General features: G+C 48.7%; 15 protein-coding genes. 7 read left to right on the forward strand and 8 right to left on the reverse strand.

Annotated features, from left to right (window positions below; all coding sequences use genetic code 11):
- The first annotated feature begins 103 nt into the window (after positions 1-103).
- The gene (locus KJY73_RS02225; RefSeq protein WP_214339903.1) at positions 104-1,933 is read left to right on the forward strand and encodes an ABC transporter ATP-binding protein; all 1,830 of its coding nucleotides are present in this window, start codon (positions 104-106) and stop codon (positions 1,931-1,933) included.
- A gap of 12 nt (positions 1,934-1,945) precedes the next feature.
- On the opposite strand, the gene KJY73_RS02230 is transcribed toward KJY73_RS02225, so the two are convergent.
- Positions 1,946-3,061, reverse strand: a complete 1,116-nt coding sequence (locus KJY73_RS02230; protein WP_214339905.1) for a hypothetical protein — start codon at positions 3,059-3,061, stop codon at positions 1,946-1,948.
- A gap of 288 nt (positions 3,062-3,349) precedes the next feature.
- Between KJY73_RS02230 and KJY73_RS02235 the strand changes: the two genes are divergently transcribed.
- Positions 3,350-3,760 (forward strand): hypothetical protein, encoded by a 411-nt coding sequence (locus KJY73_RS02235; RefSeq protein ID WP_214339907.1) that lies wholly within the window; start codon positions 3,350-3,352, stop codon positions 3,758-3,760.
- Positions 3,761-3,982: 222 nt separating this feature from the next.
- Positions 3,983-4,453, forward strand: coding sequence for a hypothetical protein (locus tag KJY73_RS02240; RefSeq protein ID WP_214339909.1), 471 nt, complete (start codon positions 3,983-3,985; stop codon positions 4,451-4,453).
- On the opposite strand, the gene KJY73_RS02245 is transcribed toward KJY73_RS02240, so the two are convergent.
- From KJY73_RS02245 to KJY73_RS02270, 6 genes are all read right to left on the reverse strand, one after another.
- Positions 4,450-5,805, reverse strand: coding sequence for a GAF domain-containing protein (locus tag KJY73_RS02245; protein ID WP_214339910.1), 1,356 nt, complete (start codon positions 5,803-5,805; stop codon positions 4,450-4,452). The two genes, KJY73_RS02240 and KJY73_RS02245, sit on opposite strands and share 4 nt — an antisense overlap.
- Positions 5,802-6,311 (reverse strand): pyridoxamine 5'-phosphate oxidase family protein, encoded by a 510-nt coding sequence (locus KJY73_RS02250; protein ID WP_206593290.1) that lies wholly within the window; start codon positions 6,309-6,311, stop codon positions 5,802-5,804. The genes KJY73_RS02245 and KJY73_RS02250 overlap by 4 nt, the downstream gene beginning before the upstream one ends.
- 94 nt (positions 6,312-6,405) lie before the next feature.
- Positions 6,406-8,703: a hypothetical protein gene (locus KJY73_RS02255; protein ID WP_214339912.1), complete on the reverse strand. Its 2,298-nt coding sequence runs from the start codon at positions 8,701-8,703 to the stop codon at positions 6,406-6,408.
- The gene (locus tag KJY73_RS02260) at positions 8,703-9,956 is read right to left on the reverse strand and encodes a hypothetical protein (protein WP_214339914.1); all 1,254 of its coding nucleotides are present in this window, start codon (positions 9,954-9,956) and stop codon (positions 8,703-8,705) included. Before KJY73_RS02260 ends, KJY73_RS02255 begins: the two co-directional genes overlap by 1 nt.
- 21 nt (positions 9,957-9,977) lie before the next feature.
- Complete coding sequence (locus KJY73_RS02265; RefSeq protein WP_214339918.1) at positions 9,978-10,559, reverse strand: DUF4412 domain-containing protein; 582 nt, start codon at positions 10,557-10,559, stop codon at positions 9,978-9,980.
- 21 nt (positions 10,560-10,580) lie between these two features.
- On the reverse strand, positions 10,581-11,198 hold the full coding sequence (locus KJY73_RS02270) for a hemerythrin domain-containing protein (protein WP_214339919.1): 618 nt from the start codon (positions 11,196-11,198) through the stop codon (positions 10,581-10,583).
- 288 nt (positions 11,199-11,486) lie between these two features.
- Between KJY73_RS02270 and KJY73_RS02275 the strand changes: the two genes are divergently transcribed.
- Positions 11,487-12,647, forward strand: coding sequence for a tetratricopeptide repeat protein (locus KJY73_RS02275; protein ID WP_214339920.1), 1,161 nt, complete (start codon positions 11,487-11,489; stop codon positions 12,645-12,647).
- Positions 12,647-13,573, forward strand: a complete 927-nt coding sequence (locus tag KJY73_RS02280; protein WP_214339921.1) for a M28 family peptidase — start codon at positions 12,647-12,649, stop codon at positions 13,571-13,573. The genes KJY73_RS02275 and KJY73_RS02280 overlap by 1 nt, the downstream gene beginning before the upstream one ends.
- Here KJY73_RS02280 and KJY73_RS02285 read toward each other — a convergent pair.
- A complete protein-coding gene (locus KJY73_RS02285; RefSeq protein WP_332874152.1) occupies positions 13,542-14,450 on the reverse strand; it encodes a phospholipase A in 909 nt (302 codons plus the stop codon). The genes KJY73_RS02280 and KJY73_RS02285 overlap by 32 nt on opposite strands.
- 247 nt (positions 14,451-14,697) lie before the next feature.
- Here KJY73_RS02285 and glnK point away from each other — a divergent pair, with 247 nt between their 5' ends.
- The gene (gene glnK / locus KJY73_RS02290; RefSeq protein ID WP_206593298.1) at positions 14,698-15,036 is read left to right on the forward strand and encodes a P-II family nitrogen regulator; all 339 of its coding nucleotides are present in this window, start codon (positions 14,698-14,700) and stop codon (positions 15,034-15,036) included.
- A gap of 20 nt (positions 15,037-15,056) precedes the next feature.
- Positions 15,057-16,325 carry an ammonium transporter gene (locus KJY73_RS02295; RefSeq protein WP_214339922.1) on the forward strand — a complete coding sequence of 423 codons (1,269 nt, stop codon included), beginning with the start codon at positions 15,057-15,059 and terminating at the stop codon, positions 16,323-16,325.
- The last annotated feature ends 304 nt before the right edge of the window (positions 16,326-16,629 follow it).

Raw genomic sequence — 16,629 nt, forward strand, 5'->3', positions numbered from 1 at the left:
GCTCAGTTGATAAGCAAAGAGGCAGTGTTGGCCGTTTCATCTGACTGGAAATATCAGTGTGCTTGTTGTCTTACGATACAAGCCCGCTTGAAAAGGTAGATCGATGTTTGGATTGTTTGAACGCCTGGTAAAGGCTTTCCCTGCCGATGCGCCACAGCAGCCGCCAGCGAGTCTGTTGGCATTTTGCCTGTACTATTGCCGCGGTATGGCGGGGATACTTATTTGTCTGTCGTTGCTCAGCGCTCTGATTGCCATTCTGGAAGTGAGCCTGTTTGGCTACCTGGGCCAACTGGTTGATTGGTTTGCCACACGCGAACGAGCCACTTTTTTGCAAGAAGAAGGGCAAAGTTTGCTGTGGATGACAGTGGTGATCCTGGTGTTATTACCCGGAGCGATACTTCTGCATTCGCTGGTCAATCACCAAGGCTTGCTGGGGAACTTCCCGATGCGAATTCGCTGGCAGGCGCATCGCTATCTATTGTCTCAAAGCCTTGGCTTTTTCCAGCATGAATTTGCCGGGAGAGTGGCCACTAAAGTGATGCAGACCGCGCTGTCGGTAAGAGAAACGGTACTTAAGTTACTGGATCTCATGGTGTATGTGAGCGTTTACTTTATTAGTGCTTTTGTGGTGGTGTTCGCCGTTGATTGGCGATTGAGCTTGCCCTTGGCACTTTGGTTTTTGGTTTATGTGGGCATTCTTAAAGTATTGCTGCCACGTTTGAAGAAGGTTTCAGAGCAACAGGCGGATGCGCGCTCCATCATGACCGGTCGGGTGGTTGATAGTTATACCAATATCACTACGGTTAAGTTGTTTTCTCATACCAATCGCGAAACGCAGTATGCAAAAGACAGCATGGATACCTTTCTTGCTACCGTCTACCCTCAAATGCGTCTAGTGACCGTACTCAATGCCTGTGTGTGGTTTAGCAATGCGCTATTGATTTTTTCGACCAGTGCGCTGGCCGTGTACCTGTGGTTGCATGAACTGGCGACACCTGGAGATATTGCGGTGGCGGTAAGTCTGGCCCTGCGTTTGAATGGCATGTCGCAATGGATTATGTGGGAAGTCGCTGGGCTGTTTGAGAACATAGGTACTGTGCAGGATGGCATGAACACCTTATCCAAACCTGTTGCGGTGAAGGACGTGAGCAACGCCTCTCCTCTTGCGATGCGCGGTGGAGGCATTGAGTTTCGTCGTGCCTCTTTTGCCTACGACAATCGTAATAAGGTATTTGATAACCTGGATATTTACATCAAACCCGGTGAAAAAGTCGGATTAGTTGGACGGTCAGGTGCGGGTAAATCGACTCTCGTAAATTTGTTGCTGCGTTTCTACGATCTTAACTCCGGGCAGATCCTGATTGATGGTCAGGACATTCGAGAGGTGAGTCAGGAAAGCTTGCGTGAGCACATCAGTATGGTGACGCAAGATACCTCCTTGTTACATAGATCGGTGCGGGAAAATATTTTGTATGGGCGACTGGATGCCAGCGAAGCAGATATGATTAATGCTGCAAAGCAGGCTGAGGCCCATGAATTTATTCAAAACCTATCCGACTTACATGGTCGCACCGGCTACGATGCCCATGTCGGGGAGCGTGGTGTGACACTCTCAGGTGGCCAGCGCCAACGCATCGCCATTGCTCGTGTAATGCTAAAAGATGCGCCGATTCTGATTCTGGATGAAGCCACTTCTGCACTGGATTCGGAAGTGGAAGTGGCCATTCAGGAATGCCTAAATAAAGTGATGGAGAATAAAACCGTGTTGGCCATTGCCCACCGCCTGTCCACTATCGCAGCAATGGACAGGCTATTGGTGCTTGATCAAGGCCGGGTGGTGGAGTCTGGTACTCATGCTGAACTGTTGGCAAAAAATGGGATTTACGCCAAGTTATGGGCACATCAGACCGGCGGGTTTTTAGGTCTGGAATAAAAAGTAGCAGCGTTAAGCTGCTACTTTTCTAAATCTGCTGACACCAAGTGACAACAAACCCAATGCGAACAGCATTAGCATTTGTGGCTCAGGAATTCTGGGTGGAGGCGGTTGATCAAAGGTGGCGGTGCCAATAAACAGCTGTTCATAACCGTTATTGATATTTTTGCCATAGCCAGAAATTGCACCGGTGCAGATTTCATCTGTTGCGGTTCCGAATAGAGGGTCACAACCCAGTCTTAAATCAATGTGCATGGTGTAATTTGCCAAAGTGGCATCATCAAGGCCGAATAAGCCTGCAAGTAGCATATTTAACTCTGGAGCTACAATGGCGTAGGCTGCCTCATCTGCACCCAAGTTGTGGTTTATCGGCCCTTCATCGGCGTCAGCTGATGAACAAGAAACGGGGCTTGGTACGCCAGGTATCAAATCATAATCAATACAAATTGGGCCACCGGACAGCACGTAGTCTGTCGCATTATTGTCACCGATGGTGGGGCCTGCGCCGGTTGATGTGTAAGCAGTTGGGTCGCCGAGAAACTCACCGCCACCGCCTTCAGACACCAATGCATAGGGGTTATTGTTATTGGTGAAGTCGTAAATTGCGACCCGGTTACCATTGTTGTCAGTGATCTCCAGTTGTGCCCAGGCAGCCAAACTTTGCAAGTTTCCGCCGTTGAGATTGTTGTTATTAAAAAACATCACCATTTGGTCGCCGGCCAGAAAGGTTTTCAGAGCCAATAGTGATGAATCCCAGGTATTACTCTGGTCGCCAAAAAAGTCAGATACTTGGTCGGCGTCTGTTGTTGTCCCTGTACTGAAAAAGTTTGAACCACTCTCGCCAGAGGGAGTTGCATAAGCATTATCCATACCGGCGAAGTTTGTGTTCACGGGGACACCGGAGGAGCCTGTCGCGACCACGATCAAATCGCTGATTTGTCCAGGAGAAGAGGGTATATGAAGCGGGCATCCAGGGCCGACACAGCCTTGTTGCAACTGGCCAATGGGAAGCGAATAAGAATTAAAGTCGCCATAGGTAGCATAACCAATTCCGGTGAGATCTATCATGGCGGCTTGTGTCTGTACAGCACAGCCTAGTAAGGCTGCAAATAGTAGCTTTCTATTCATTATCGACTCCAACATAGATGGTGAATCGGCCATCCATGGTGAGATTCGATATTTTGCCGGGGCCTAAACTACAGGTCTCAGTATCTCTTTAGAAGTAAGCATATTCTGCGCCTGTTTTTTACTCTTTATATTTCAATGAGTAACATTATGCCCCAGTTCTTTGTTGTAAAAGAAGCCGACATATTTGATGATGAGAAACTACACAGGCTGGTGAATAATTGTTTACTGGTATGCCAGTAAGGTTGGCTACAATGCAGCCTAATTACTTCAGGAGAGCCGATAAGGGGTATGGATAGGTTTTTAGCCCATGGCAGTTTTAGTTTGCAGGTGGAAGGGCGGATTCTATTATTGCATGGCGAAGGGCCAGGCAATGCGGAGTTAATTGAGCAGTATCAGTTGGCGGTTCAGCAGCATAGACAGGCTTTAGCTGGTGAGCCCTGGGGCAATCTGGTGGTGTTGCATGGCGAGTCTTTGCTGACACACGATGCGGTGCAGTTGATGAATCTGTCAATTGGTCGTTCGCGTGATAGCGGTATGGTCGCTGCGGCAGTGGTGCTCACTGATACTAAGTACCCTGGATTAGGGGAGCAATTGTGGCATCAAATTTATGTGGCGGCCGACATGCCTCATGCCTTTTTCGCAGATATCGGTTCAGCGCGCACATGGCTTTTGGAACAGATAGAGAAAGCTAACTCTTAGTGCAAACGAATAGGCCGACCAGCTGTTTTCTCCTGCTGCTTGCCAATAGTAATGCGTGGCCAGGATGGCAAGACCGCGCAGAGTTTAAATCGGTTAGGGATGCAGACCACGCCAACCCATAATCCAGATTAAGGTTTATTTAAGGAAAGCGCAGCATAACGCTAAGAGTCTGATTTCAGAATAACAACTAGACTTGTCCTGTTTGTTTATCTGGAGACTCTGATGAAATCCTTACTAGTGAGTATGATGCTGGCGTTGGTCAGCCAAAGTGTTGTCGCCGAATCTGTGGTTGAGCGCGGCCGTTATCTGATTAAAATTTCCGGTTGCAATGATTGTCATACCAAAGATTATGCGCCTTTAGGCGGCAAGGTCGCTGAAACTCAATGGCTGCTTGGCGACCAGGTTGGTTTTGCCGGTCCCTGGGGGGTCAGTTATGCGGGCAATCTCAGACTGAGAGCCGCGACTATGGATTGGCCGCAGTGGCAGGCAAGAATTCAGGCCGGTGGTTTACCGCCTATGCCCTGGCCTTCAGTGCAAGCGATGACCAGTCAAGACCAACAAGCCATTTACGCTTACTTGCGGGAACTGGGGCCCGCCGGTGAGGAAGCGCCAGCAAACCGTATTCCAGGTCAGCCCATAGAGACACCCTACATCTTATTTGTCCCACAAATGCCGGATGCGACGACTGACTAATCTTTCACTAATTCAAGAGGCCGTTGCAACAGCAGTTTAAATCTGCCACGGCCGCTTTTCTCAATGGCCAGGCAATCAGAGCGCTCCTGCAGTCGGCGTGATAGCAGCAGCAGGCGCGCGTCCAGGTTGTCGGCAATATCCGGCAGTGGAAGCTGTCCTTCCAGGCGCAGTTCGCGATTGCTGAATTCGCAGCGCCCTTCTTTTTGAATAATATTAAGCAAGTACCAAAGGATGGCACCTGCCACCCCTTTAATTAGGTACTCTTCATCGAGAAACAAGCTGTGATCGCGGGAGAAATATTTTACTTTCAGACTTGGACCTTCGGCCAGGTTGGAGCACGGCGGAGCGGTTGGCTGGTTAGTCTTAGTTGAATAACTTTGTTGTGCTTGAAGTTGCAAAAGCTGCATGGATTCGCCCAATTTGGCGCATAAGGCGACCAGTGCGTCTTCCATATCGTAGCCAAACTGATTGGGGAGTGGACTTTCAACATAGAGCACGGCTAGTAACCGACCATTACTCATGACTGGCACGGCCATCTGGCTGCCCGGCGAGGTTAGACCTGGAAAGGGGATTTCGGCTTCCAGACCGGAGCTCAGACCTTGCTTTATGGCTTCTGAATGCATCGCCCGGGTGTACTGATATTCGGAGGCTGCAAACAAGATACGGATTGGCACGCACTCTCGGGCGGCTACCCCAATGACACCAACACCAAAAGGGATCTCCGCGCCTACGCCGGAAGTAGCATAGCCGCGACTACACAGGGTATAAAGTTTATTTTCCGGCACATCTGCCATCAAAAACATGCTATGGCGAATGTCAAAATAGCGGTCCAAGGAGTCGAGTAATTTATCTACTAGTCCATCCAGCGAACCGTATTGACCTAAGCTGTCTATACAGCGTCGCATGCTTGGTAGTATGGGGGCGCCATATTGCGTGGAAGGCAGCTCCCTGCCAGGTACATGCTCGATATTCAACACCCGGTAGACATCCGCTCCCTTCAGTTTAAATACATCTTCAACACCTTCATGAGTTGCGATACCCGCCAGTTTGGCGCGCATTCTTTCGAATAGCGGGCCGCTGGTTTCAGTTCTGAGATAATGCACCATCAATCGGTAGCGTGCGGCGGTGTCTGGATCCATCATTAGCACTGAAGCTATGGGGTTGACCAGTATGTTCTCGCGGGTTTTATTGAAGAACTGAAAGGAGAGGGCGATATGGTGTGAATCCACATACATGGTCTGAGAAACCAAGGTGACATTGGGCATCCCATCGGCACCACAGGTCGCCACACCGGAAGGAACTAGTCCTTCCAAACAGTTGCGAATGGACTCAAGGCTAATCATTTGCATCATGGTAATGGCCTTCCTAAAGGCAATTTGCAGCCAGCTTCGGCACCTGGTGTTTGCAGATAAGCCGCTAAAGGAGAAAAACTAATGGCTGCCATGTCATCTGCTTCGCAGCCACATAAAGTGTGTACGTAGATTTCCTTAACACCGTATTTCAGTAAACGTTCGCTGAAACTGCGCAAGTAAGCGGGCAGGGCCGCAATATCTTCTGCTGTGGCATTTTCGACCTGTGCATCTACGCCTTTAAATTGGACAGTGCGATAGGTTTCCGGTTGATTGAATACCGCAGCAATCCTGCCATTTTTAGCAATTGAGCGAAGTACCGGCTCGGCCTGGGAGCGCGGTACTAGAATGGTAATCCGGTCATGTCGCGCATTGACACGACAGCCTACCCCCCGCACCAGACTAACCTGATTCTGATCAGTACTGGACGCCACATGGATTGATATGTGGCTGGTGAGTAGCTCAACCATTTGCGGGTCGAGTATCTGTGCTGCATTGTTCTGTGACATGGCCAATAACCCTAAAAAAAGGAGGCGAATTATCCACCAACTTTATAGAAGGGAAAATGGCAGATTGCACGAATTACCAATTTGTTACATATATTTAATATTGGGTACGCAGATCGTCGATATCTACGCGGAACTTTTCATCGCAGCTCTCTGTATTTTCGAGGTAGTTCAGACTGGCACTGCCTATTTGGGCATGATGGAGCAGAAACTCGTCGGCCTGGCTTTGGTAGCTGGCGATGGCACTGCCGAGTTGCTCCGAGCTCAGATCATCCTGGTTGAGTAACTGTTCAATATTGTCTAATTGTTGCTGCATCTTATTCAGATTCTGCTGGCCTTCAGTGATATTTGCCTGCTGTGCTATGGCAAGTTTATGCATATGTTGCCATTGCCTGGCCAGCTTGGCGGGATCTTGACTGTCGGCCTGACAAGCCAGCCCAAATGAACGCTTGGTGGGCTGTTCATCGATAATAGGATCATCCGAGCCGCTGTCATCACCCTCGGGCGCAGTCGGGGGCGTTGGCTCGTTTTCTGGCGGCAGTTCAGGCTCTTCTGGCTGCTTTTTGGGTTTACGTTTTTTGGGTGGCGGTGGCATATCCTGATCCGGCTCGCCTGATTGCGACTCTTCCTGGCCACATCGTTTTAGCTTTTGCATGATTTTTTCATGTTCATCAGCTAACTGATCCAACAGGGTTATCAGGGGGGCCAATTCATTGGCCACGCCCTGTAACAACCCCAAATCCCGGCCAAATTTTTCTGCTACCTGGTAAGCTTCAAAATAGGTCTTGGCGAGTGAGAGTTTGGCGCTTCTGGCCAACAAGAATAGTGCACCAATGCCAGGTTTAACGTAGCCCTGTAAATCGGTGCTGTTGGCCATGGCTGACTGGGCATCGTTACCCCAATTGCCGATATCCCAGGCCTGAGAGGTGATTTCAATGGCCTGGTTATTTATGTGAATCGTACGGCTTAATTGCACACCGGTTTTGGCGGCGACGTCAATTTTCTGGGATTGGGCCAGACTCAAGGTGGAAATAATAGACTCAGCTGTTTTGGTCGCCATGTCGATGGTCGTTTGCTTGATTTCGTCAGCAGCACGATTGAACTCGCTATCTGACAATAAGTCGGTAATACGTTTACTGATATTGTCAATACGAATGCGTAACTGTTTGGCTTGCTGTTTAAGCTTATCGCGGGTCTGCTTGTTACATTTCACTATGTTGATGGGCTGCGGTTGCCCCAGCTCGGTTCCACACAGCGTGCGCGCTTTCAGTTGTGTCGTACCGGGTTGTATTGGCTGAATCTGCACGCTGGTGGCGGTGTTGGCCACACTGGCCAGGATATTGTTCTCCAAATAAAGCTGAACATAGCCGTCGGACGGGCGAACGTCGAGATCAAAGACATAAATGTCGCTGCGAGGTTCGGCATCATCGTCAAATAATGTGAGTTCTGGTAGAGCTTGTCCGCCATTGATGCTGACAAGCTCGACAACACTTCCCGCAACGCTGGCTTGAGCAGTTTTGCCGTCCCTTTGATAGGTAACGGTTAGCTCCGCTTTACCGGGGTGTTGGCCTACAACCATCGTTTGATTGCCTAATTGTACGCTGGGGTCCAGCACCTGGTAATCACTTGATTCAAAATCGTAGCTCCCACCTGGAGGGGTGCCCTCGGCGATGACAGCGCGTATTTCATCTTTTGCCAGGTGCAGGCAGGCCTCCATACTGACCTCTGGATCTTCTGGACCTGCGCGAAAACGCATTTGCAATGTGCCTGTGAGTATTTCGCCACCCATACACATTGCAGGTGCGCCAGCGACGATACCGGTAAACTGATAGCGTCTGGAGAACCCCTCGAGTATCGCTTGCTCGTCAAAGGAAAGCATAGGCGACAGTGGCGTGAGCATTCTACTATCCAAGGCGACCATCACGGGCAGTTGCTGCTGGCCACCTGGCATCATAGTTAAATAGCAGGTGCCGGCTTCACTGCCAAATGTAACAAAAGGGGACGCGATAGCTGGGTTGTTCGCCAGACTAAGAGTGAACGACGGTTCCGAGCTAAGTGGCTCAATCTGTGCTTTTAGCACCACCTTGCCCTCATCGTCCCTGCATGTCACGGGATTGGCATCTAACTGAGCGCTCACCCGAGCGCCCTGATGTTCATGGCTGTTGTCAAAGGCTGAGTAGCTATCCAGCAAATCCAACAAAGGCCCCTGTTCTATGGCGACTTTGTCCTTCCATTGTAGTTTCCAGTCGCCCCCTGAACAGCCAGGTACACTGCTTCCCGACATATGTAAACTGACATACAGCCAATCCTGGTCTTCAGCTGCCTGTAAAGTGTTGCAGCAAGCTAACAAAATGAGCTGCAGCGCCGGGACAGGGGATAGCTGTTTTTGTGCCATTACAACCCCAGTTCTTTAGCTAGCGAATCGGTATCTTGTTGTTGCTGCGATTCAAGGCTTTTCTGTAATTCCAAAGCCTGCTTTTGCATCTCCAATGCTTGCTGTTGCAGACGTTGGATAGCTTGAGGATCATTGAGTAACTCCTGCATGACAGCAAAGTCTGGCATGTCAGCTTCTACCTGCTGTGCGTCTTGCTCAGCTTGCTGTTCAAGCAATGCACTGGCTTGATTCTCTTTGTCGTATTCCTCTGATATCTGATAGAACTGCATAGCCTTTTGCGGCATTCCTTGCGTCATGGCCTTATCGCCCTGTGCAGACGCAATAGCTTTAGCGCTTTCGAGCATGTTCTGTGCATCTGCCATATGCATGTGGCTTACTGCCGCAGACAATAATTCATGGCTTTGAGCAAATCGCAGCAGGCGTTTTGCCAGTGCGATATGCTGTTGTTGTACTTGCTGAGTGTATTGCTCCTGTGTCGCAATGGGGCTCACCAATCTGAGCCAGTCTCTGCCTTGAGATAGCAGGCTGTCGACCTGTTCCAGCGGGTCTGGGCGCCACTTCTGCTCGAAGCTGGCTGCTTGCTGGTTGAGCTGCATCGCACTGGCAATATTTCGACCTAGGCTGTCCCGCTTTATTTCGAGTTCCAGGCGTTGCTCCAGATAGGTCTCAGGCACGGCTTCTTGTGCCTGCTTTAATAGAGCTTGTAGCTGAGTGATAGGTACGCTTCTTACCAGATGTAAATCATCAGGATTTACCTGATAGGCACCTGTCACTTTTATCTGCGCTTGGTTATTTGTGACAAAAGACGGCAATGCACGCTTAGAAAAGTGCTGCAATGCGGTGTCCACAATACTCAATTGGTCGGGGCTGGCCTTAACTGCCGCAATCAGGGCATTGTCCGCGTCTTTAAAGTGACCACCTAATTCATACCATTCAAAGGCGCCTGGTGGATGCCCTTGACCACCCAATAAGTTGCCTTGTTGTTTGGCTATATCGCCATGCATTCTGCCAATTTGTGCTGCGTAACGGATGGCTTGCTGAAAGATATTTTCGCTGTCTTTGTCACAGATATATCCTTGTGCTTCTTTATAGCTCTGAATAGCCAACCAGGGCTGGTTTAGTTGTCTAAAAGACTCAGCATTCTGAAACGCATTCTTTCTGTCTTTAAAACTGCCGCCTACACAATCTGCAAGCGAAGTATGGCTAGTCAGGTATAGCAAGCCCACCATCAGTAAGCGTGGTTTGAGGAGCATTGGGGTAGTTCCTTTTGAAAATTAAAATCCTGGGATGCCTGGCATGGCTAGATAGCCTGAGGGGATTTCGAACAGAGTAGGATCCTGTTTTCCAACTTGCAGGTCTTTTAACTGGATATTGACGCGTTCGCGGCCTTTCCCCATGACAGCGACGAAGTCCATCTTCACGGCAATATTCTGTTCGTTGAACCAGATATAGCCGCCAGCACTTTTGTCTTTCATCAACAATTTGTATTTTTTGCAGATCTGCCCATTTATATTCTCCTCGCCGAGTAGCTCAATACTGACGTTGTCTGGCGGCGTACCTGATATTTCCCGTCCTTTGTCCATGGTAATAGTGGAATACATATTCACCATGGGCATAAGTTGCCAAGCCAGTTTTTTATCAGGGCGCTGGATCAGGATCATCTTCATGTTCTCAAACGCCATTTCCAGCCGTTCTTTACCGCTGGCGAAGAATAATTTTTGCTGAAAGCTACCTTGTGCCGACTGCACTTCGCGAATAGCACTGTATTCAACTCGGGGGACAGGTAATTCAAGCGCCGATAGCCCCTTGCTGAAAAACCAAAGTAGTAAAAACGAAAATAAGCCAATTGTGCGCATCTTTGTTCCTTAGTCGTGAAGTCAGGCGGCCTGAATTAACTCACTGGACAACTTTTGCCAGTGTGATGCCGGGAGTTGCAGTTGCAGAATGCTGAGCACGTCATTAAATACGTCCGCCGGTGCGTGTTGACGCATACCAAGTAACAAATAAAGGCGTTCCGTATGGCTGATATGCGTGAGCATCAATATCAACACCCGCTGTTGTTCAATTGGCTCCATGGCGCCTACAATCTGTTGTTCTATATGGTGAATTTCTTCATCACTAAACAAATCCCAGAGCATTTGCGTGTTGTGGGTTTCTTCTACATGCATGTGTTCAAAATTGTCGGCAATAAAGAGTGCCAATTCGCGGTAAAGAGTAAGTAGTGCCGACTGCTGCTGTGTAGCATTGCTTACCTGGCACTGGGCAATCAGTGTGCTCAGTTTTCTGATGCAGTATTCATGCTCTTGATGTTCCTGCACTGTTGCTATGTGTAAGTGTGGGTTTTGCCGTTGAATGGCCTCGTGGATAAAGCGATTTTCATGTTCCAGATGGTGCTGGCAGAACGTCAGAAGGTCTGACACCAGTTCCAGATGGTCTTTAATCTCCTGAAGATCGGTATCATCCAGGCTGCCAAGAATGACAAGGGTGTCACACATGCTAGCCCTGAGCGCCTTATGGATTAAGGTGTAAATGTTGTAGCGATTGCAATACATGTTGTTGTTCCAATGAAATGAGTCATTGCATGCTAAAGACAGTGGTCAAAATACGCTGGTAAGAGATGATTAAACGAATGCTAAAAGACTCTTAAGCCACTGTTATTTCGTATTGAACAACCGAGAATTAATGGGCTGAAACGGTAGCTTACAGTTTGATGGGATAAAAGATGTTGAGAGGATGTTAATAGCCAACTAAGGTAAAACAAGCGCTATGTGTGGAGTGGTCTGATGAAATTGTTTCGTCTAATTTTAATCTTCCTGTTCAGTGCAGGAATGATAGCTTGTACCAATACCTCCAAATCTATTGCTGTCTACTCACCACAGTCTTTATTGATGGATGAAAACTTTACTGGCTTTGAAAAGTTCAAGGTTGAAAGTGAGCATGAGGTATTCGCACTAGATGATGAGATGATGCATTTTGCCGAGAAGGTCACTGCCGGAGCCGCGGAACCTAAAGTTGCCGCCAGGCAATTAGTTCGCGCAGTGTTTGGGCGGGCAGATTTGAATCTGCTTTATGCCAACGACGCTAATACCATTGCCAGAGATACCTTCCACAATCGTGCAGCTAACTGCCTGTCGATGTCTATTATGACTTTTGCACTGGCTGAGCAGGCTGGGATGCAAATTGAGTTTCAGGAAGTTGATGTGCCCGAGTTCTGGACGCGCCGGGATGGGTACAGCATGCTAAATGGCCATGTCAATCTGCGTATTTTTCCAAAATTGTCGCCTAATTCCATTTATTTCAACCCGCAAACGGTTGAAGTGGATTTTGATCCGCAGATGGCAAGCGCCAAGCTCCCGACCAGAACGGTCACCAAACAAAGAGTACTGGCCATGTTTTATAACAACAAAGCGGCTGATGCATTAGTGAACAATGATGCTAAACGCGCTTATGCCTACTCTCGCGCTTCTGTGCTGCAAGATCCTTCGTTAGCCGAGGCATGGGTTAATTTGGGGGTACTGTATCGTCAGAACGGATTGCTCGATGAAGCAGAACTGAGTTATCAACGGGCTATACAGCTGGAAGGAAGCCGCAGTGCCAAGGAGAATTTGGCGGTGATTTATAACCTGACCGGCAGAGAGAAACAGGCCGCTCTGATTATGCAAGAGTTGGAGCAACAACGCGCTAATAACCCTTACTATCATTATTTGCTGGGTGAACAGGAGTATGAGCTGGCCCATTGGCGTGCAGCCATTGGCCACTATCGTCGGGCCATAGAGCTTAATCGTCAGCAGCATGAGTTTTATTTTGGTTTAGCTAAAGCCTATTACGAAATGGGAGATTTGGCCCTGACAGAACGTTATCTCAAGCTGGCTAAAAGGCGCTCCGTTAATGATCATGACGAGCATCGTTACCAAAGTAAGCTGAATTTGCTTACGAAACTTTGATGCGCTGGTCAGGCTTTACCTTACTGTTGTTTGGACTGGTTTCACCTACTTTTGCTGATGAACTGCTATGGCGTCATTTGCAGGTGTTAAGCAGTGACGAGATGGAAGGGCGGCGAACTGGCAGCCATGGCGCAGAGCTGGCCCGTTCTTACATTAAACAGGTATTTACCGACCTCGGATTACGTACTTTTCATAACAGCTATGAGATGCCATTCACACATCATTTTGTGATAGGCCAGTTATCTGGTGTCAACCTGGTCGGTTGGTTGCCAGGCAAAGGCTATCCCGAACGTTTTATTGTGGTCTGTGCTCACTATGATCATTTAGGTAAACAAGGCCATCGTATTTTCAATGGGGCCGATGACAATGCCTCGGGAGTCGCGGTATTGCTCTATCTGGCTGCGGCACTGAAGACTCAGCCTGCTGAACATTCTGTTATATTTCTTGCCACAGACGCAGAAGAGAAAGGTTTGTACGGTGCCCGAGCTTTTGTTGATGCTCCACCGGTAACGCTTTCGTCAATGGTGGTTAACCTGAATCTGGATATGCTGGGTTATGGCGGCAGTGGTAATAAGCTGTGGGTAGGAGGAAGCAAAAAACATCCTCAACTGCTCCCTGCCGTGAATGCGAGTATAGGGTTAGCGCCGCTAAGGCTGAAAACCGGGGTGGAAGGCATTGCCAGGGGCTATCGCAGCAGGGCTTGGATTGACTACGATCGCGCTAGTGATCACGCAGTTTTCGGTCAGGCTGGCATTCCCTATTTATATCTGGGGGTGGGGGAGCATCGCTTTTATCACACTGAAGAAGATGAGATTGAACGTATCGATAGGGACTATTTTAGCAAGGCGGCCGAAACCGCCTTGATTGTGCTTAGACAGCTTGACCAGCTACTTGTTAAAAGTACGCCAGTTGAATCCCTAAACTGATGCGTTGCTGGTGGCGATTGTAGTCAATAAGTGAGTCCCCATAACCATTAAAGTATTGCAACAGGACTTCGTACCTATTGTTCAGCGGATAGGTCAGATTCAGTTCTATGCTGCCTTTGTTGTCGCTGGTTTTTAGGTTATTGCGGATCATTGTCATCAGCTTGAAGTTGCCCATTTGGGTGCCATAACCTACCTCCATATGACCCAGAAAATGAGTAATATCGGGATTATCATCTCCTCTTGGATCCAGCGGGTCGTCCTTCTTATCCTCTTTGATCCTATACCAGGCCCGCAGGTAGTAGAACGAGTCTTCATCGGAAAATAACAGCGAGCCATAAATACGGTTCCAACTGCGTGAGCGCAGCTGATTCTGACCATTTGACTGGTGTTCAATACCAACTTGGGCGAGATTAAAGCGGTAGCCCAGCAGTTTTAAATCAGTATCAAAGTTATAAAACACTTCAGGCTGATAATTGGTTTCCCTGAAAGGCTTAGAAATTTCACTGTTATATACTTGCCAATGCGATTTGGCGGTGAAGCCAAAGTAAACCCCCTCAAGGCTCTGCTGTTCATCAGGGCGATAGACCGGCATTTTTACACTGATTTGGAATTTTGCTTCCATATGATCGATATTGCCCTGGCTAAAGCCATCATCGCCCAGTTGATTGGGATTCTTTTGATAACTGACAGGTAACAAAAAGTTAGGCTTATGCTGGGTAATGGCGTATGGGTTGACCAAGGCTGCTTTGTCTGACACCAGTCGCTCTGTTACCAGTGTTTGCTGGTCTTCATCAGGGGCGGGGGGCTCTGTCGACTCTGTCTGGCTAAATGCCATAGTGTGAAAAAAACCAAGTATCAGTAGACAGCTACGCTTCACGACGATTTCCTTGTTTATAGACTGCGTGCCGCATCAGTTTACCCCAACGGACTGGCGCGATGAACCTGATTCTCTCATGCACTCCGTTGGTGCATTTTTATACTCCAGCACACTGATGGTGCAATTTATCTTCACTTTACTCAGTCGTATTTTTGTAACCAATTGATTTTATTTGGATAAATCAGATGGCACGGCATTTGTTTAGCTAACTGGGTCGACACATAACAATTATCTCAGGAGCAACAAGATGAAATTAGTCAGTGCCATCATCAAGCCATTTAAGCTTGATGATGTTCGAGAAGCGATTTCAGAAATCGGCATTGATGGCCTGACCGTGACAGAAGTTAAAGGCTTCGGGCGGCAAAAAGGACATACCGAACTGTATCGTGGTGCAGAGTATCAGGTGGATTTTCTGCCTAAGGTCAAACTGGATATAGCTGTACAGGATGATCACGTTGACCGACTGGTGGAAGCCATTGTTGGTGCGGCGAAAACCGGCAAGATTGGTGACGGTAAGGTATTTGTCTTTGACCTTGAGCATGCCGTCAGGATCCGTACTGGTGAAACTGACAACGACGCCATTTAACCGAAGTAGGAGACGATAACGTGGAACAATCATTTCACCTTCAGTATGCGCTAGACACTTTTTACTTCTTGGTTTGTGGTGCCTTGGTTATGTGGATGGCGGCCGGCTTTGCCATGTTGGAAGCGGGTTTGGTTCGTGCCAAAAACACGACCGAAATTTTGACCAAGAACGTCGCTTTGTTTGCCATCGCTTGCATTATGTATCTGGTTTGCGGTTACGCCATCATGTATGACGGTGAGCTGTTTCTGGCCGGTATCGGCAGTGTGGATGTGACCTCAACCTTAGGTGAGTTTGCCGGACGTGAGGATGGCTTCGAGGGCGGCGCAATCTATGCAAAAGCCTCTGATTTCTTCTTTCAGGTGGTATTTGTCGCCACTGCCATGAGCATAGTCTCCGGTGCGGTTGCTGAACGCATGAAGCTGTGGGCTTTCTTGTTGTTTGCGGTGGCAATGACGGGCTTTATCTATCCATTGGAAGGTAGCTGGACCTGGGGTGGTCAGGCGGTGTTTGGTATGTACGTTCTGGGCGATATGGGCTTCTCAGACTTTGCCGGCTCGGGCATCGTTCACTTAGCCGGTGCTGCTGCTGCGCTTGCCGGTGTGCTGCTACTTGGTGCGCGTAAGGGCAAGTACACCAAGGACGGCAAAATTAATGCTATCCCCGGTTCAAACCTGCCATTGGCAACTCTGGGTACCTTTATCCTGTGGATGGGCTGGTTTGGCTTTAACGGTGGTTCGGTTTTGAAACTGGGCGATATTGCCAATGCCAACTCGGTGGCCATGGTGTTTTTGAATACCAACGCGGCGGCAGCAGCAGGTGCGGTGGCTGCATTGATTCTGGCTAAGGTGCTGTTTAAGAAAGCAGATCTGACCATGGTGTTAAACGGTGCGCTGGCTGGACTGGTTGCCATTACGGCCGAGCCTTCCACACCAACTGCCTTGCAGGCCAGCCTGTTTGGGGCAATTGGCGGTGTGTTGGTGGTGTTCTCCATTATTGCTCTGGATAAACTGAAAATCGATGACCCGGTAGGCGCCATCTCTGTGCATGGAACGGCAGGATTATTTGGATTGCTGATAGTACCGCTGACCAACGATGGCTCAACTTTTGTCGGTCAAATTATGGGCGCTGCTACTATCTTCATCTGGGTATTTGGCGCCAGTCTGGTGGTATGGGGCGTACTCAAAGCGCTGATGGGGATCCGTGTCAGTGAAGAAGATGAGTATCAAGGGCTGGATATGGTGGACTGCGGATTGGAAGCCTATCCGGATTTCACTGGCTCACGTAAGTAAGGGATTTGGGGTCAGAGCCGGATAAAAACAACAATAAGCTCTGACCCTCACTGCGTTCTCTTAGGGGAACATCTGCCAGTCATGCTGGCTAACTTTTCCACTGTGTCCTTTGCCCCGGCGTTTGTCGGGGCTTTTTTTATGTGGATTCTGGCGTATATTATGTCGAATTATCTGAAAAGCAGTGCAATGACATTATTTTCAACAAGTTGCACCCATTTACAGGCTGTTGATACATATCTGACAGTATGAGGTTGGCGGGAAAGAGAACAGCAGATTCTCAACCGTCTGACCTTCATTCGGGGAA

This window comes from Bowmanella yangjiangensis, assembly GCF_018531185.1.
GTDB classification, from domain to species: domain Bacteria; phylum Pseudomonadota; class Gammaproteobacteria; order Enterobacterales; family Alteromonadaceae; genus Bowmanella; species Bowmanella yangjiangensis.